This window comes from Hyphomicrobium nitrativorans NL23 (assembly GCF_000503895.1).
Taxonomy (GTDB): Bacteria; Pseudomonadota; Alphaproteobacteria; order Rhizobiales; family Hyphomicrobiaceae; genus Hyphomicrobium_C; species Hyphomicrobium_C nitrativorans.
On record NC_022997.1, the window covers coordinates 3,067,522 to 3,084,639 of the forward strand.

The following is a 17,118-nucleotide window of genomic DNA, read 5'->3' on the forward strand; positions in this document are numbered from 1 at the left end:
GCAGCGGCATGCGCGTGCGGGGCTGAAAACTGTAACTCCGATCAAACGTGTTCGATCAGGCGGGAACCGCCTGGCCTTCGGTGCGATAGCCTTCGGCCGCGGCGGCGAGCGTCTCGCTGATGGCGCGAGCCATCTTGTGCGGATTGAAGCCCCACTTGGCGTTGAGGCGCATGTGGGCGGCTGCTTCGAGCGCGGAAACCAGTGCCTGCTGGCCATGGCGGGCGATGAGATCGCTCACGTGGCGCGACTGGCACGCCATCAGGAAACTGCGGAAGCGCAGCAATACGGCCACCTTGCGGACGCGCGCGCGGGGCGAGATCTGCCAAAAATCCTGCTCGACGCGGCGGAGATCGTCGTCGGACAGCGTGACAGACGGCAAAAGCAGGCCGTTGCCCGACGACAGGATCTTGAGGGCGAGGGCAAGCTCGCGGGCGCCGACGCGCGGCACGTCGCTCGCGTCCACGGCGCCGCCCGGTACGGTTTCGATCACTGCTTGCCTAGACATGGCGGCTAACTCCGCTTTCCTGCAGGGCGAGCTGCGCCGAAGACGGCCCAGGGCGACCCATGCAACAAGATGATGTCCCGAGGATGGGGACTATGCGATTCGATGACAAAATCCACGTCGAGACCGACCAAACGGCCGTTTGGGTTTTGGATATCCGACCCCGAAAAGCGATATTTGCGCCCGTCGGTCGCGTTGATGATGCCAAACCCGATACTCTCGTGAAACTTGGTGATATGGCCTTGCATGGCACGCTCCACATCTCAGGGGCCGAAGCCGCAGTCAGCGGCGATGTGTCGGACGGTGCCTGAAATGCGCGCCATGCGCTGTTCCAGCCGGAACATTCCTAATCTTTTCAACGCTGTCAACCGACCTGCGAACATTTGTCCGTAGAAAAGGCCACCCTTTCGGGCGGCCTTCTCGGCGTCACAGCCGATGTTCTGCGGTCTGAACGCCCTTTGTTTTCGGGGCTGGCCGCGCGAACGCGCCGAGGCGGACCCGCCGATGGGGAGACAGAGGCGGCGCGGGCTCAGTTCTCACGAAAAAAGGCGTCTACCCGCATGCCAGGCTTCAACGCCGCGGCCGTCCCCTGCAATTCCAAGATCACCTCCATGACCTCGACGTCGTTCGGACGGAGGGGGCCGCGCGGGCCGATGCGGGCCCCGCCGAGGGTCGGCGCGATGCTGGTCACACGCCCTTCGAACCGCTCGCCGGGGCGGCTGATGCTCGTGACGTAGGCGGTCTGATTGACGGAGATCTTGCCGACGTCGCCCTCGTCGACCTCGGCCTTCACCCGGAGCACGCTCATGTCGCCGAGTACGACGAGCGGGACTTCAGGCGACGGCGCGACGATCTCACCCTGCTTGGCATTGACCTGCAGGATCGTCCCGGCCACCGGCGCGCGGATGCGCGTTTTGTCGAGCAGGGCCTCGGCCATACGCACTTCGGCGCGGGCGGCGCTGACGGCGGATTCCGCGCGGCTCGGGGCCGGCAAGTTGGCTTTCGACTGCGCCTTCACGTAGGCGATGCGCTCGCGCTCCAGGCGGTCGTGCGCGTCCTTGAGGCGTCGGCGCGCGTCGCTGACGGCCGTCTCGCTGCCCGTTCCGACGCGACGCGCGGAGATCGCGTAGTCGAGCTCGATGCGCGCGCCCGTGACCGCGCGCTCGGCCGAGTAGATCGCATCTTCCGCCTTGCGCACATCCTCGCGGCCGGACGCGAAAGCCTTCTCGCGATCCTCGCGAAGCGCTTCGGCCTCGGTCTCGGCGGACGCCAGCTTGGCGCGGGCTTCGGCGTCGTCGAGACGGAGCAGAAGCTCGCCCTCCTCGACCTTGTCGTCCACCTTCACCATCACCTCTTCCACGCGGCCGAGGTAGGACGCACCGAGGCGAATTTCTCCGGATCGGGGTTCGACGCGGCCAGGAGCGGCGACCACATAGTCCTTGGGCACGACCACGACCTCATCATCCTCCGCATTGGCATTGCGGAATTTGTCGTAGGCGAGATAGCCGCCGGCTCCGGCCAGGAGGAGTAGAATCGCGAGATGGGTGGGCTTCAGCATGGCGGTCGTCTTTCTCAAGCTGCAACGTCTTTAGATTTCGAAGGGGCGCCTTGGCCCGGCCCGTTTTTGGGAGGGCGTTCGTCGCCGACGATGCGCCCGTCCTCAATGGTGATGATGCGGTCTGCGTAATGCAGCGTGCGGTGGTCGTGCGTCACGGCCATCACGGCGCGCGTCGGGTCTTTCGCAACCTCGGAGAGCAGCTCCATCACGGCCTTGCCGTTCTCGCTGTCGAGGGCCGCCGTCGGCTCGTCGGCAAGCACGACGGACGGGCGGCCAGCGAGCGAGCGCGCAATCGCAACGCGCTGCTTCTCGCCGCCGGAAAGCTTCGACGGATAATTGTTGAGGCGATGACCGAGCCCAACCGCCCTCAACGCTTCGGCCGCCGTCTCCATCGGATCGGCAGAGCGGGCGTCGCGTACGTCGAGCGCGACGAGCACGTTCTCAAGCGCGGTGAGCGTGGGGAACAGGTTGTAGCTCTGAAACACGAAACCGATGTGGAGGCGGCGGATCTCCGCCAGATCCTCCGACGAGAGGCCAACGGCCTGATGGCCCGCGAGGTGCAGTTCTCCGCTGGTTGCGGTGAGGATGCAGCCGAGAATAGAGAGCAGGGTCGTCTTGCCGCTGCCCGAGGGGCCCATGAGCAGCGTCAGTTCGCCGGGGCGCAGATCCATGCTGACCCCCTTCAGGATGTGCAGAACGCCGGCTCCGGTGTCGATCGACTTTGTGATGTTTTGCGCCTCAAGGAGAGGGCGCGGCCCGCTCGATGATGCTTTCGTCTTCGACATTCACGACATCTCCCGAATCCAACGCGCGGCCGTCATCCCGGCGCACTCCGTCTTGTCTCTCGTTCATCTCATTCTGCGCGGAGCGCGTCTGTTCCGCCCGGCACAGACACTCGCTTTTCCGCTTAGGGTGGGTTCTCAATTCCTCCCTCAACGGATCATGTTCGCGCCGACGCTACGCAGCCGCCATTTCCGATGCAAGCGCTTCCAGCACTGTCCGATGCAAGCGCTTCCGTATGCGTCGCCTCGATCAGCTCCCGTCCTCATCTGTTGAAGACGCCCGCCGGATCGATGCGCGTCACTTTGCGGATCGCCGTGATGGCCGCGAAGACGCACATTCCGACCGTCAATGCGAACAGATAGGCGGCAATGGTCGGCGTCATCACGATGGTCAATGTCGGCACTCTTATGGAGAGCCGGTAGATCGCGAGCATCGCCAACAGCATACCCGCCGCGTAGCCGAGCACCGCGCTCAACAGAGCCTGGATCAAAATGACGGCGTGAATGTAGCTCGCGGATGCGCCAAGCGCGCGCAGCGTCGCGAACTCGTTCAAGTGGTCCTTGGTGCTTGCATAGAGCGTCTGGGCGACGATAACGACACCGACGATGGCGCCGAGCACCATGCCCGTGATGAGGGCGAGACCGGCACCCGTCGAGAACATCCAGTAGTTGATCGAGCGGCGCGTGAACTCGTCGTGGGTCAGCACCTCGGCGCCCGTGAGCCGCGTTTCGAGCGCCTGGCGCACAGCGTTCACGTCGGCGCCTTTTTCCAATCGCACAAGAACGTAGGTGGCCTGCACGGCGCTTGCGCCCACAAACTTGCGGGCCGTCGTGATGGGCGTGAAGATATAGGGCAGCGTCGTGAACGAGCGGATACCCTTCGTGACGGCCGTCACCTGAATGCGGTGATTGTTGATCTCGGCATAATCGCCTCGGCCTTCTATGCCGAGATCCTCGAAGTAGGAGCGATCGACGGCGACGGCGTTCGGCAATTGCAGATCCTCTACCGCGCCTTCCTCAAGACTCCACGGGCGCGTTCCGCCGTTCGGCCAATCGAGACCGATCAGGATAAACGACTTCTTGCCGCCAGCCGGCTTACGCCACGACGAGAAACTCACGATCATGTCCTCGGCGTATTGCACGCCCGGCGTCGAAAGCGCCGCATACTTCTCATGGCCGATCAGGAGCGAGGGATCGTCGAAGCTTTTGGTGCCGTAGGGCACGATCCACAAGTCGGCGGGCGCTTTGTCGAGGACGGTCGCAATCTTGTTCTCGGATCCCTTGTAGAGGCCCACCTCGATGGCCACGAGGACCACCGAAAAGACGATGCCGACCAGGGTGACGATCAAGCTCATCCTGTCGTGAAAGAGGTTCCGGTAGGCGATCTTGGGGGCCATCTTTATGACCTTCCCCTTGCCAGCCGCTGCGTTCCTCTTGCTCATGTCCCTCTCCGCTCAGGCAACGCACGAGTTGTGCGCTGAACCGGGTGCCACGTCCAGCGTCCGTCGAGAACTTCTGACGATTATTCGGGCCCGCCGTCAACGCACCGGAAGCGCCTTTTCCGTTCGGTGCTTCCTTTCCGCGCGCCGTCGTCGTTCGCTATTCGTCGCATGCCACCGTGACGGTCATGCCGACAGCGGGGATGAACTTCGAGCACGTTGCCGTCCCTCGGGCTGCCTCTTGAGCGGGCCCCGATTCCGTCGCCTCGGTGTCTGCCGTCGGTTTCCGTTCGGCGGGAGCTTCGGCCGTCGCGCCAGTGCCGGTTTGCGCCGGCATCTCTTGAGCCTCCCTATCGGGCAATGCCGACTGGATCAGGGCGGAGCTGCCCGTGAGCGGTGCGACACGGTTGCTTGTAATGTCGGCCTTCGCCACGACCTCGCGCGGTGCGCGCTCGGCGGACGCAATTCGGGCAAGTTTTTCGGGCTTTTTTGCAGCTTCGCGAACGGGTGCGCGCGCGCGAGACTTGCGCCCGGCATGTACGACACGGGGACCGTGGACGGCTCGCGACGCGGCACCCTTCGACGGGGTCGCCGTGAAGGTTCCGAGCGGGCCGCCGAAGCCAAGACGGACACCGCCTGCCGCATCGGCCGCCGGGGCAACCGCCACTCCTGCTGCAAGGATGGTGGCGAGGGCAGCGAACTTCGTGATCATGAAACTCTCCTTCGGCGTCAGGTGACGCGCGGGCCAGCACGCATGTCCGGCGTCGCTACGATCCGATGTCACCGTGCGCGCTGAATGGGTGCGGAGCAGTTCCGCGCGTAACAATCGCGCGAGTAAATCGTTCACGGATGCCAAGGAGATGATGCGTGCGGCTGACGCCGGCTTAAGCTTCCCGATCGCGCGCATCACACGAAAAAGCCGGCCCCTGTTCCGGGGCCGGCTTGCTCTTTCCTGACACGTTCGGTGTCGTGCGTTCAGCAGCCGACCGAGACCGCGACGCCCAATGTCGGCAGGTAGCGCTTGCACGTTTCGGGCGCGGTGTTCTCAGGTGCGGCGGCGACAGTTGCGGGCGCCTGCTCGGTGGTTTCCGACACAACCGGCTCAGTCGTTGCGGTTGCGCTGTCGCGGGCCACGTCGACCTGCGTGAGGGCTGCGGAACTCGACGGGGCGGCGACGTACGTGCTCGGCTTATCGTTCGTGGTCGTTTCGCTGGCCACCTCGTCCTGCTCGATCCAATTCTCGTCGGCGGCTTTCGCCTTCTCAGCGGCGGCGATGGCCTGCTGACGCTTGGCTGCTGCGGCAGCCTGGGCTTTTGCCTTGGCCTGAGCCTGCGCGCGGGCTTTCGCCCTGGCTTGCGCTTGTGCCTGAGCACGTGCTTTCGCCTTGGCCTGAGAACGAGCATGGGCCTTGGCGCGGGCGCGATCCGCCTTCTTCGCCTGGTGTGCAGAATGGGCGATGGCGCCGACTGCCAGGATGCCAAGGCCGATGCCGATGCCACGGCTGCCTGCGTTGGCGGCCGGGGTGACTGCCAGGCTGGCGATAACGGTGGCGGCGATTGCGGCGATGGTGAGCTTCGTGGCCATGGTCGTCTCTCCTTTGAACTCGTTGTGTTTCAGGTGCGGCCCAGCGGGTGCCGTCGTGATCTCTTGAAGCTCACAATGACGGGACGCCGCCCGGACCGCTGTTCCGGGCGAAACACCTGCAAAAATTCTCGATCTTGGTTCGGGGCGCGGTCTCAGGCTGCCGACTGGACCAGTTCGGCACAGGCGTTCTCGACACTCGCGTCATCGCGGCGTCCTGCAACGGCTCCCGCGATCCGCGCCACGAAGGCCGCCGTGCGCGCCAGCACGGTGTGCCGCTCCCGGTCGATGGTCACCATATGAAAGCTGTCGTCGAGCACCACGAGATCGACGGGGCCTGCAATCTTGCGTTGCAGATACGTGGCGTTGTCGAGGCCAGCGTAGTCGTCGTCGCGCGCATGGACGATCAGGACAGGCTGCGTCACCGCATCGAGTTCGCGAATGACCACATCGGCCAGGCGGCGGCGCTCAAGCACCGCGCCGCCCGGCGTCGAGACCTGGGCCGCCTTCGTTCCGCCGCCGGACGCCATCGCGCTGCGGATAAAGTCGCGGATGCGCTGGTCCTTGATGCCGACGTGCACCGGCACCGGAAACCGGAACAGGTTGGCGACCTTCTTGCTGTCGATCAGGCGGAACAGCGGCACATACCAGGGGACCTGACGGCCGCTCAGCCACAGGGTGGGCGAATAAAGGGCCACGCCCTGGACTTTATCGGGGTGGCGGGCGGCCAGCATGAGGCTGAGGACGGCACCGGTGGAGAGCCCGCCCACGATCACCGTGTCGCAGGTTGCGTGCAGCTCTTCGAGGCCCTTCTCGGCGCTCGCGTACCAGTCCTGCCAGGTGGTCGCCACGAGATCGGCCTCGCTCCCGCCATGACCGGCGAGCGTCGGGGTGACGACCTCGTAGCCTTCCCTGACGAGGCCGTTGGCGACGAAGCGGATCTCACCCGGCGAGCCGCAGAGCCCATGGATGAGCAGCACGCCTACGCGTCCTCGCTCCGTTCCGAATGTCCTCTCACTCGACTGCATGACACACCCCAATCGTGTCCCGACTTCATTTCCGGGCACGCTATGTCAGCAGGATCTGTGCCGCTGTTCCGGCGGGGACACGAAAAACCGATGGGAACCGACAACGGCAGCTTGAATGTTGGCGCGGCCTCGCGGAAAACTGGCAGTCTCGTCCAACGGCCCCGCGGATCGCGCTTGACCTGTCTGCGGGGCTGGTTTAATCCATTTTAGAATTGTTCTAATGAGTGCTTTCGGCGGGTGGCCGGAGGCGGACGGCTTTTTATTTCGATCCGGCGGTGAAGGGAGATCCCATGCAGGGCAAAAGCGAGGTCATCGAAATCCTCAACGAGGCGCTCAAGCTGGAGCTCGGCGCAGTTAACCAGTATTGGCTGCACTATCGGCTCTTGGAAAACTGGGGCTTTACGAAGCTCGCCAAGAAGGAGCGCGCCGAATCCATCGAGGAAATGCAGCATGCGGACCGTCTGGTCGAACGCATCATCTTCCTCGAAGGACACCCCAACCTTCAGTACGTGGCACCGCTGATGATCGGCGAGAACCTCACGGAAGTTCTCGAATGCGATCTCAAGGGCGAAAAGATCGCGCACGAGACCTACATCCGCGGGCGCGACATCTGCCGGGCCGCCAAGGATTACGTGACGATGGCGTTGTTCGAAGATCTCATCAAGGACGAGGAAGGGCACATCGACTTCATCGATACCCAGCTCGACCTGATCTCGCGGATCGGCATCGAGAACTACGGCCTGCTCCAGGCCGACCCGGCCAACGAGGTCGAGGGCCACTGAGCACTGTCGGATCGAGGCGCGGAGGGAGGACACGCTCTCCGCGTATCCCCGGTCCGCAACAGTCTTTCTCCCTGTCTTTCACGGCCGGAACTTTCACCTAGGGGCCACGTTGCTCCAAAGGTGAAAATGATGATGGCAAAGAAACTTAGCACCCGTACCGAGGACGAGAGCCCTGCGACCGTGCTGGTGGTCGAGGACGAGCCGCTGCTCCGCTACGCGCTTGCGTCGGAGCTGGACGCGGCGGGTTTCCAGGTTCTCGAAGCCGGCAGCACGGCCGAGGCCGAGATCGTTCTGGCCGCCGGCGCGCCGGTGGATGTCCTGATCACGGACGTGCAGATGCCCGGCCCGCGCGACGGCATGGTGCTGGCGCGGATGGTCCGCGCCCAGTGGCCGGAGACCAAGGTCATCGTCGCGTCCGGACGCCCGCCTCCGCGGTGCGTCTCGAAAGTGGCCGACGCCTTCTATCCCAAGCCGTACGACCTGGGCCGCATCATCGACTATATCGAAACGCTGACCGGCAAACCTTAGCAGCCATTCTCGTTGATCTATCCGCCGAGGACGCGCCCGGCCACCGCATCGAGCTTGCGCACGAGAGAGGCGTCGCGTGCTTCGGGCGCGGTGATGATCGCGACGTCGAGGGCCCGATCCGAGCCGATTGGGCATTCGGGATGCTCGCGCGGGAAATCCTGCGCGAGGCGTGTCACGAGACGCTGCGCCTTTTCCGTGTTGCTCTTCATGACGGCGATGATGGATGCGACATCCACGTCGTCGTGGTCGTCGTGCCAGCAGTCGTAGTCGGTCACCATGGCGACGGTCGCGTAACAGATCTCCGCTTCGCGCGCGAGCTTGGCTTCGGGCATGTTGGTCATGCCGATCACATCCATGCCCCAACTCCGATAGAGATAGCTTTCGGCCCGGGTGGAGAACTGCGGGCCTTCCATCACGAGGTAGGTTCCGCCCTTCGTGTAGACGACGCCCGCCGCGTCGGCTGCTTTCGCGACGGCGTCGACCAGCAGCGGGCTCACCGGGTCGGCGACGGAGACGTGCGCGACGAGGCCGGGGCCGAAGAAGCTCTTCTCGCGCGCGAAGGTACGATCGACGAATTGGTCGACGAGCACGAAATGACCCGGCGCCAGATCCTCACGCAGCGAACCGCAGGCCGAGATCGATACGAGATCGGTCACGCCCGCGCGCTTCAGGGCGTCGATGTTGGCGCGGAAGTTGATGGCGGACGGCGGCACGGGGTGGCCGCGGCCGTGGCGCGGCAGGAAGCGGACGGGCAAGCCCGCGATCTCCGCAAACAGGATCTCGTCGGACGGCGCACCCCACGGCGTCATCACCTTTTCCCAATGGGCGTTTTCGATGCCGGGAAGGTTGTAAAAACCGCTTCCGCCGATGATGCCGAGCACCGTTTTCGTCATTCGAACTTCCCTTCTATCGCCATGGCTCGACGTGCGGGGAAACCGTACAAGTGTTCTTCTGCGGATTGAAGCGGGCAATCATCGCATGCGGATGGACGCGTTTGCGCATATGAAAAGGGCCCCGCGAACGGAGCCCATCTTCTTTGTCCGTTTCTCTGCGATACGCGTCAGTGCGCCTTCGCCCAGATGCGGCGCTTGCCGGCGTAGAGCAGGCCCGTGGTCACGATCAGATAGAGGATGACCAGCCAGCCGATCCGCTTCCTCTCGTTCAACGAAGGATCTGCGGACCACGCAAGGAAAGCAGCAACGTCGCGCGCGTTCTGATCGAGCGAGCCGGTGCCGTCCTGATACGTCACGAAGCTGTCCTTCGACAGCATCTCCGGCATAGCGAACTGGTGGCCGGGGAACGCGGCGTTGTAGGACATGCCCTCCGCCAGATGGAAGCCTTCGGGGGCCGGCTGATAGCCCGTCAGCAGGGCATAGAGATAATCCGCGCCGCCTTCCTGGTAGCCGGTCGCGATATCGCGCAACATCGAGAACGGATGCGCCCACCATGTGCCCGTGTAGTGCGTGGTGCGGGCCTTGGCGATCAACGAGAGATCCGGCGGGAGCGCGCCGTTGTTGGCCGCGCGCGCCTCGTTGCTGTTCTTGAAGGGACCGCGGACAGGATCGGACTGAAGCGCGGGCCGCTCGAACATCTTGCCCTGATCGTCGGGCCCGTCGGTGATCTGGTTCGGCCAGCTTGCGGCCAGCGCCTTCACCGCCTCCTCGTCGAACTCCGGTCCGCCGGCCTCGAAGAGGTTGCGGAAGCGTACCCGGTCGAGGCCATGGCAAGCCGCGCAGATGTCCTTGTAGACCTGGAAGCCGCGCTGAAGCTGGGCCTGGTCGAACTGGCCGGTGAAACCCGAGAAGCTCCAGGCCTGACGGTCAATGTGGACGGCGTCGCCGGCTGCGAGAGCCGGCGTCGCGAGAGCTCCGCCGAAGAGAAAGGCCAGCGCAGCGAGAGAGGCTTTGGTCACACGCATCGTTGTCTCTCCCCTCAGCGCGTCTCTGGGGCCGCGGCGGCACCCTCGGGCGCACCCGCTCCACTCTTCAACACGGACTCCGAGATCGAGCGCGGCAATGGTCGCGGTCGCTCGATCAGGCCCACAATCGGCATCACCAGAAGGAAGTGGGCGAAGTAGTAGAACGTGAAAATCCGCGACCAGGTGACGTACGCGCCTTCTGCCGGCATGGCGCCGAGGTAGCCGAGCGCAAGGCACGAGATCACGAGCAGCCAGAAAAACCACTTGTAGACCGGGCGGTACTTGGCCGAGCGCACGCGGCTGGTGTCGAGCCAGGGCACGACGACCAGGATCGCGATTGCGGCGAACATGGCAATCACGCCGCCGAGCTTGGAGGGGATCGCGCGGAGAATTGCGTAGAAGGGCAGGAAGTACCACTCCGGCACGATGTGCGGCGGCGTCACCAGCGGGTCCGCTTCGATGTAGTTGTCCGCGTGGCCGAGGTAATCCGGAAGGAAGAACACGAACCAGGCGAAGAGGATGAGGAACGCGAAGAGGCCCACCGCATCCTTGGCCACCGCGTAAGGGTACATCGGGACCGCGTCTTCGCGGGTCTTGATGTCGAGGCCGGTCGGGTTGTTCTGGCCCGCGACGTGCAGCGCCCAGATGTGCAGAATCACGAGTCCCGCGATCACGAACGGCAGCAGATAGTGAAGCGCGAAGAAGCGGTTCAGCGTCGTGCCGGAGACGGCGAAGCCACCCCACAGCCACTCGACGATGGCGGTGCCGAGGCCAGGGATGATCTCGTTGACGGACGAGAACAGGTTGGTGATGACCGTCACGCCCCAGAAGCTCATCTGGCCCCAGGGAAGCGCGTAGCCCATGAAGGCCGTCGCCATCATGGCCAGGAATATGAGCACACCCAGGATCCACAGCACCTCGCGCGGCGCCTTGTAGGAGCCGTAATAGAGGCCGCGAAAGATGTGAATGTAGACGGCGATGAAGAACATCGAGGCGCCGACCGCGTGCAGGTTGCGGATCAGCCAGCCGAAGTTCACGTCGCGGCGGATCGCCTCCACCGAGTTGAACGCTTCGGCCCCGCTCGGCTGATAGTGCATCGCAAGCACGATGCCCGTCACGATCTGCGAGGCGAGGAAAAACGTCAGGATGCCGCCGAAGGTCCACCAGTAGTTGAGATTGCGCGGCGTGGGGAAAGCAACGAACTGCCCGTGGGCAAGGCGTGCGACGGGAAGACGGTCATCCCACCATTTGCCGAATTTCGTTTGCGGCTCGTAGCTCGACGTATGGTCCATCCGACGCTGCCCCCTTAGCCGATCTTGATTTTTGTGTCAGAGACGAACTCGTAAGGCGGCACATCGAGGTTGCGCGGCGCCGGGCCCTTACGAATGCGGCCTGACGTATCGTAGTGCGAACCGTGGCAGGGGCAGAACCAGCCGCCGAACTCGCCCTTTGCGTCACCCATCGCCTGTCCCTTCGGGATACACCCGAGGTGCGTACAGATACCGACGAGAACCAGCCAATTGGCGTGGCCCTCCTTCACGCGATTTGCGTCGGTGGCGGGCGTCGCTTCGGGGAGCAACTCGTTGCGGGCGGAGCGATCCGGCAAATCGTCGAGCTTGTCGGCCTCGGCCGTCTCGATCTCTTCGGGCGTGCGGTTGCGGATGAAGACCGGCTTGCCGCGCCACATCACAGTGACCGCCTGCCCCTGCTGGATCGGCGACAGGTCCACCTCGATGGAGGCCAGAGCCTGAGCGCCGGCGTCGGGATTCATCTGCGCAACGAACGGCCACAGGGTGACGGCCGCTCCCACGGCCACGAACGCGTTCCCGGCGATCACCAGAAAATCGCGGCGATTGACGTCTTCGACTTCGCTTGCCACGTGGCCCTCCAAATTTCGAGGATGTTGTACTCGCGACGCACCCTGCAGGGAATTGACCTTGGTCAGCCCCGCTCTAGTGTTTTCGCCTCCGGTGCGGTTCACCGTTGAACACGCATCAATGCTGCGAAAAATCTTGGGCCAAGCAGGTACGACAGCACTTAACCGAGGCCTGCCTGCTCCGCAAGGCGCGCGACTGCGATCTCAAGCGCGAAATGCAGACATTCGACAGCCTCATCCCGACGGGCCCGCCGCTCGACTTTTGTTCTGGCATCGTTTGCAGGGGTGCTCAAGGGCACGCCTTCGAGGCGCCGCGGGGCAAAGTGGCGCACAATATTCCGGCCTCTGGAGTCGGAAAAACGACTACCGCGGACAATCAGCCCTTTTCGAGCAGGAGCGTCAGGCCGACGAGCGTTTCGCTGAAAAACTGAATCTCCACCATCTGACGCGTGTCTTTGACGATGATGTCCATATTGGCGCTGAGCGTTCCACCGTCCGCACTCTGAACGCCGACGCGGAAGCCGTGCGGCGTCACGCTGCCGTCGAGGCTGCCACGCACGTTGTAGACGTCCTCGCTCCATTCACCGGAGATCGCGCCCTCGGTATGGCGCACTGCGCTTTTCAGCTCGATCTTGCCGCTCTGCGACGCGCAACGAATGTTCTGGCGCAGCGCGTTGCCTTCGCCCTCGACGAAGTACGTCGCGCGGCACCGCACATCTTCCGTCTTGCCGTCCGTGAAGCGGATGCGCCCCCTGCCGCCCCACCATCCCGCGAGATTCGCGAAGGGGCTCGCGGTTGCATCCGGGGGCGAAGGTGCTGCGCCGTCCACGGCCGGTGCCGCCGTTGCGCCGAGCAGGGCCATCGCGAGAACGACGGCGGCGCAAGACCAGCTCTGCGCGACGAGCTTTTGCAGACGGTTCATAAGGCCCCCTTGGGGTGGATTCCCGATTCCCCTTTTCAACAACGATGACGAGGCGTGGCGTGGATTCAACCGCCGGGGTCACGTTGGGGTTCGATCACGGGCGCCGTGTGTCGATTGCGCCTCACGAGGGAGAGCGCGGACATGCGTCGGGCGGGCCCAGGATGCCGTGCCCGAGCCCGCCCGTTGGCAATCGCAAATGTTTCGACGATCAGATGCCGAGCTTCGTCTTCAGGATCTCGTTGACGGCGGCCGGGTTGGCCTTGCCGCCCGTCGTCTTCATGACCTGCCCGACGAACCAGCCGAGCATGGAGGGCTTGGCCTTCGCCTGCTCCACCTTCTCGGGATTTGCGGCAATGATCTCGTCCACGGCGCGCTCGATGGCGCCCGTGTCCGTCACCTGCTTCATGCCGCGGCTTTCGACGATCTCGGCCGGATCGCCGCCTTCGGTCCAGAGGATCTCAAAGAGGTCCTTGGCGATCTTGCCCGAGATCGTGCCAGCAGAGATGAGATCGACAAGTCCGCCAAGCTGAGCGGCCGAGAGGGGGCTCTCGTCGATCGTCTTGCCTTCCTTGTTCAGGCGGCCGAACAGCTCGTTGATGACCCAGTTGGCCGAGAGCTTACCATCACGCCCCTTGGCGACCGCTTCGAAGAAATCAGCATTCTCGCGCTCGGCGACGAGCACGGTCGCATCGTACGCGGAGAGCCCGTAGTCCTTCATAAAGCGCGCGCGCTTCTCGTCGGGCAGCTCCGGCAGGTGCCCGGCCAGTTCGTCGACAAAGCTCTGGTCAAGCTCCAGCGGGAGCAGGTCGGGATCGGGGAAGTAGCGGTAATCGTGCGCTTCCTCCTTGCTCCGCATCGAGCGTGTCTCGCCCTTCCCAGGATCGAACAGGCGCGTCTCCTGGTCGATGGTGCCGCCGTCCTCGATGATGTCGATCTGGCGGCGCGCCTCGACCTCGATGGCCTGGCCGATGAAGCGGATCGAGTTGACGTTCTTGATTTCGCAGCGCGTGCCGAGGTCGCCGCCGGGCTTTCGCACCGACACGTTCACGTCGGCGCGAAGGTTGCCTTTCTCCATGTCGCCGTCGCAAGTGCCGAGATAGCGCAGGATCGTGCGCAGCTTGGTGACGTACGCCTGCGCTTCCTTCGCCGAACGCAGGTCGGGACGCGAGACGATCTCCATCAGAGCCACGCCCGAGCGGTTGAGATCGACGAACGAATACTCCGGATGCTGGTCGTGGATCGACTTGCCGGCGTCCTGTTCGAGATGCAGGCGCTCGATGCCGACGCGCTTCGCCTCGCCGTCCACATCGATCTCGATTTCGCCCTCGCCGACGATCGGCTGCTTATACTGGCTGATCTGGTAGCCCTGCGGCAGGTCGGGATAGAAGTAGTTCTTGCGGTCGAACACGCTCTTCAGATTGATCGCAGCCTTGAGGCCTAGGCCGGTGCGGATCGCCTGGGCGATGCACTCGGAGTTGATGACGGGCAACATGCCGGGCATCGCCGCATCGACGAGCGAGACGTGGCTGTTCGGCTCGGCGCCGAACGCGGTGGACGAACCGGAGAACAGTTTCGATTCCGAGGCGACCTGGGCGTGCACCTCCATGCCGATCACGACTTCCCAATCGCCGGTTGCGCCCGGAATCAGGTTGTTCGCCGCTTTCTTGCCCTTGCCGCCGCTCTTTGCGGTGTCCTGCATTTCCGCCGTCTCCTCTCGCCCTGCTTAGCGCGGGCGCAACACATATCCCACCAGCGCCCAAACCAAGCCGAACGCGAACTGCAGCGTGAAGAGCGCTGCCTCACCGCCCAGCGCATGGACCTTGACGAGGCCGACCTGGCCGCTCAGCCAATAAAGAATAAAACCCACGATGGAGGCCGCGAACGCGACGACGGGCAGCTTCTGCCACTGGTCAGCGCGCCGGCCCATCAGGAACGCGACGACAATCGTCGCCGGGTTCAGCGCCGCGATCAGCACCAGCGTCAGCGGATCGAACGAATTGATGGCGATCATTTCCGCGGCCCGCCGCTGCTCGCTTCCAGCTTGCGCAGCTTTTCTTCTTCGTACTGCACGAACCAGCCGATCATGTTGCGCCACTGCGCGCCGACCATCTCGATCATCTCAGCCGGCAAGCCGCGCTGACGCGCCTGCGTCTTCACCTTGTCGATGACCTGCTGGATGCGCCAGGGCACGCTCGCCTCGCTCGGATCTTTCTTGAGCTGCCAGGCGCGCTCGACGTAGCCGAAGCGTTCGGCGATGAGGTCGACGAGTGCCGCGTCAATGCGGTCGATCTCGGCGCGGACCTCGCTCATGTCCGTGCATTCGGAAGGACGTTTCGGGTCCGCCATCTCAGTTGTCTCCCGGGTTCTTGGCACCCGTCCACCATCGCTCGGGCACGATAAAGCGGCCCGCCGCGTTCTCGATTGCTTCGCCCGCCGCAAACAGCGTGCCCTCGTCGAAGGGCTTGCCTATGAGCTGAAGCCCGAGCGGCGTGCCTTCCGTCGAGAGGCCGGCCGGCACCGAAATGCCGGGCAGTCCCGCCATGTTGACCGTCACCGTAAAAATGTCTTCGAGGTACATGGCGAGCGGATCGCCAGACTTTTCCCCGAACGCGAACGCGGGCGACGGCGTCGTCGGCGTCAGCACCACGTCGACCGTATTCCAGGCTTCGTCGAAGTCGCGCTTGATGAGCGTGCGGACCTTCTGGGCCTTCAAGTAGTAGGCATCGTAGTAGCCAGCCGACAGAACGTACGTTCCGATGAGGATGCGGCGCCGCACCTCTTTGCCGAAGCCTGCCGCGCGCGTGTTCTCATAGGTCTCGGTGATGTCGCGGCCGGGCACGCGCAAACCGTAGCGCACGCCATCGTAGCGGGCGAGGTTGGACGACGCCTCGGCGGGGGCGACGATGTAATAGGCAGGCAGCGCATACTTCGTGTGCGGCAGGCTGATCTCGTGGATCGTGGCGCCCGCATCCTTCAGCCACGCGATGCCCTTGGTCCAGAGATCCTCGATCTCCTTCGACATCCCCTCGACGCGATACTCCTTCGGCACGCCGACGCGCAGGCCCTTGATGCCTTTGCCGAGTGCCGCCTCGTAATTCGGGACGGGGACATCGACGGAGGTGGAATCCTTCGCGTCATGACCGGCCATCGAGCCGAGCATGATTGCGGCGTCCCGCACCGTCTTGGCGATGGGGCCGGCCTGATCGAGCGACGAGGCGAAGGCTACGATGCCCCAGCGCGAGCAGCGTCCGTAGGTCGGCTTGATGCCGACCGTGCCGGTCAGGGCCGCGGGCTGGCGGATCGAGCCGCCGGTGTCGGTCGCGGTGGCGGCCAGGCAAAGGCCCGCCGCGACAGCCGCCGACGAGCCGCCGGAGGAACCGCCCGGCACGAGCTTGTCCGTCTTGCCCGTGCGCCGCCAGGGCGAAACGACCGGGCCGAACGCGCTCGTCTCGTTGGACGAGCCCATGGCGAACTCGTCGTTGTTGAGCTTGCCGAGCATGACGGCGCCGGCGTTCCAGAGATTTGAGCCGACGGTCGATTCATAGGTCGGCGTGAACTCGCCCAAAATCTTCGAGCAGGCGGTCGTGCGAATGCCGTCGGTGCAGAACAGATCCTTGTTGCCGAGCGGGATGCCTTCGAGGGCACGCGCGTCTCCCTTCGCGATCCGCGCATCGCTCTCTTTGGCCTGCGCGAGCGCGTGCTCGGGCGTGACAAGCACATAAGCATTGATCGCGGGATTAGCCGCACCGATGGCCTCGATATGCGCTTCCGCCAGCTCCGTGGCGGAGAAGGATTTGTTTTTCAGCCCGTCGCGCGCCTCGGCGAGCGTCAGCTGCGTCAGATCACTCACGTTCTATTTTCCCTTCTTGGCGTCGCAGCGCGTGGAGAGGCCGGGGCTCCGTCAGACCGAGCGGGCCTTCTCGGCCTCGGCTCTCGACTTATTGATGTTGTAGCTGCGGCGCGAGTAATAGAGGCTCACGAACCCGAACAGGATGGACAACGGCGCATTGACCTGCTCGGCCACCTCGCGCGCCTTTAAAAGATAGGTGGGCACTTCGACGGCGGCTTGCGGCGAAAGCGAGCGTGCGCCCGGCCCGCCCGGCTCCTCGCGCGGGACGGCCAGAACGAGTGCGCCTGTCGCGATCAGCGCAACGGCGAGGAACGCGAAAATCTTCGTCATCTCAGCCTCCGTACCCGTCCGA

General features: G+C 64.3%; 20 protein-coding genes. 3 read left to right on the forward strand and 17 right to left on the reverse strand.

The window, feature by feature from the left end; translation table 11 throughout:
• Positions 1-55 precede the first annotated feature (55 nt).
• Positions 56-505 (reverse strand): hypothetical protein, encoded by a 450-nt coding sequence (locus W911_RS17515; RefSeq protein WP_144083619.1) that lies wholly within the window; start codon positions 503-505, stop codon positions 56-58.
• A gap of 92 nt (positions 506-597) precedes the next feature.
• Between W911_RS17515 and W911_RS14390 the strand changes: the two genes are divergently transcribed.
• A complete protein-coding gene (locus tag W911_RS14390; RefSeq protein ID WP_144083620.1) occupies positions 598-813 on the forward strand; it encodes a hypothetical protein in 216 nt (71 codons plus the stop codon).
• A 218-nt stretch (positions 814-1,031) separates the two neighbouring features.
• Here the strand turns inward: W911_RS14390 and W911_RS14395 are convergent, their stop codons facing one another.
• From W911_RS14395 to W911_RS14420, 6 genes are all read right to left on the reverse strand, one after another.
• The gene (locus tag W911_RS14395; RefSeq protein ID WP_023788269.1) at positions 1,032-2,060 is read right to left on the reverse strand and encodes an HlyD family secretion protein; all 1,029 of its coding nucleotides are present in this window, start codon (positions 2,058-2,060) and stop codon (positions 1,032-1,034) included.
• Positions 2,061-2,074: 14 nt separating this feature from the next.
• A complete protein-coding gene (locus W911_RS14400; protein ID WP_023788270.1) occupies positions 2,075-2,845 on the reverse strand; it encodes an ABC transporter ATP-binding protein in 771 nt (256 codons plus the stop codon).
• 260 nt (positions 2,846-3,105) lie between these two features.
• Positions 3,106-4,284: an ABC transporter permease gene (locus W911_RS14405; protein ID WP_023788271.1), complete on the reverse strand. Its 1,179-nt coding sequence runs from the start codon at positions 4,282-4,284 to the stop codon at positions 3,106-3,108.
• A gap of 157 nt (positions 4,285-4,441) precedes the next feature.
• Positions 4,442-4,993: a hypothetical protein gene (locus W911_RS14410; protein ID WP_144083621.1), complete on the reverse strand. Its 552-nt coding sequence runs from the start codon at positions 4,991-4,993 to the stop codon at positions 4,442-4,444.
• 263 nt (positions 4,994-5,256) lie between these two features.
• Entirely contained in the window at positions 5,257-5,865 is a 609-nt protein-coding gene (locus tag W911_RS17520) for a hypothetical protein (protein ID WP_023788273.1), read from the reverse strand.
• Positions 5,866-6,017: 152 nt separating this feature from the next.
• The gene (locus W911_RS14420; protein WP_244438537.1) at positions 6,018-6,842 is read right to left on the reverse strand and encodes an alpha/beta hydrolase; all 825 of its coding nucleotides are present in this window, start codon (positions 6,840-6,842) and stop codon (positions 6,018-6,020) included.
• Between the two features lie 338 nt (positions 6,843-7,180).
• On the opposite strand from W911_RS14420, the gene bfr reads away from it, so the two are divergent.
• Positions 7,181-7,672 carry a bacterioferritin gene (bfr, locus tag W911_RS14425; protein WP_023788275.1) on the forward strand — a complete coding sequence of 164 codons (492 nt, stop codon included), beginning with the start codon at positions 7,181-7,183 and terminating at the stop codon, positions 7,670-7,672.
• A 132-nt stretch (positions 7,673-7,804) separates the two neighbouring features.
• Positions 7,805-8,200, forward strand: a complete 396-nt coding sequence (locus W911_RS14430) for a response regulator (protein ID WP_023788276.1) — start codon at positions 7,805-7,807, stop codon at positions 8,198-8,200.
• A 17-nt stretch (positions 8,201-8,217) separates the two neighbouring features.
• On the opposite strand, the gene W911_RS14435 is transcribed toward W911_RS14430, so the two are convergent.
• From W911_RS14435 to W911_RS14480, 10 genes are all read right to left on the reverse strand, one after another.
• A complete protein-coding gene (locus tag W911_RS14435) occupies positions 8,218-9,093 on the reverse strand; it encodes an S-methyl-5'-thioadenosine phosphorylase (protein WP_023788277.1) in 876 nt (291 codons plus the stop codon).
• 167 nt (positions 9,094-9,260) lie between these two features.
• A complete protein-coding gene (locus W911_RS14440) occupies positions 9,261-10,118 on the reverse strand; it encodes a cytochrome c1 (RefSeq protein WP_023788278.1) in 858 nt (285 codons plus the stop codon).
• A gap of 14 nt (positions 10,119-10,132) precedes the next feature.
• The gene (locus W911_RS14445; protein WP_023788279.1) at positions 10,133-11,410 is read right to left on the reverse strand and encodes a cytochrome b; all 1,278 of its coding nucleotides are present in this window, start codon (positions 11,408-11,410) and stop codon (positions 10,133-10,135) included.
• A 14-nt stretch (positions 11,411-11,424) separates the two neighbouring features.
• Positions 11,425-11,997, reverse strand: a complete 573-nt coding sequence (gene petA / locus W911_RS14450) for a ubiquinol-cytochrome c reductase iron-sulfur subunit (RefSeq protein ID WP_023788280.1) — start codon at positions 11,995-11,997, stop codon at positions 11,425-11,427.
• A 373-nt stretch (positions 11,998-12,370) separates the two neighbouring features.
• Positions 12,371-12,916 carry a hypothetical protein gene (locus tag W911_RS14455; RefSeq protein WP_023788281.1) on the reverse strand — a complete coding sequence of 182 codons (546 nt, stop codon included), beginning with the start codon at positions 12,914-12,916 and terminating at the stop codon, positions 12,371-12,373.
• Positions 12,917-13,124: 208 nt separating this feature from the next.
• On the reverse strand, positions 13,125-14,615 hold the full coding sequence (gatB, locus tag W911_RS14460; RefSeq protein WP_023788282.1) for an Asp-tRNA(Asn)/Glu-tRNA(Gln) amidotransferase subunit GatB: 1,491 nt from the start codon (positions 14,613-14,615) through the stop codon (positions 13,125-13,127).
• A gap of 24 nt (positions 14,616-14,639) precedes the next feature.
• Positions 14,640-14,927: a hypothetical protein gene (locus W911_RS14465; protein WP_023788283.1), complete on the reverse strand. Its 288-nt coding sequence runs from the start codon at positions 14,925-14,927 to the stop codon at positions 14,640-14,642.
• Positions 14,924-15,262 (reverse strand): chorismate mutase, encoded by a 339-nt coding sequence (locus W911_RS14470; protein ID WP_023788284.1) that lies wholly within the window; start codon positions 15,260-15,262, stop codon positions 14,924-14,926. Before W911_RS14470 ends, W911_RS14465 begins: the two co-directional genes overlap by 4 nt.
• 1 nt (position 15,263) lies before the next feature.
• The gene (gatA, locus tag W911_RS14475; RefSeq protein WP_023788285.1) at positions 15,264-16,766 is read right to left on the reverse strand and encodes an Asp-tRNA(Asn)/Glu-tRNA(Gln) amidotransferase subunit GatA; all 1,503 of its coding nucleotides are present in this window, start codon (positions 16,764-16,766) and stop codon (positions 15,264-15,266) included.
• A gap of 51 nt (positions 16,767-16,817) precedes the next feature.
• The gene (locus W911_RS14480; RefSeq protein WP_023788286.1) at positions 16,818-17,096 is read right to left on the reverse strand and encodes a hypothetical protein; all 279 of its coding nucleotides are present in this window, start codon (positions 17,094-17,096) and stop codon (positions 16,818-16,820) included.
• Positions 17,097-17,118: the final 22 nt, after the last annotated feature.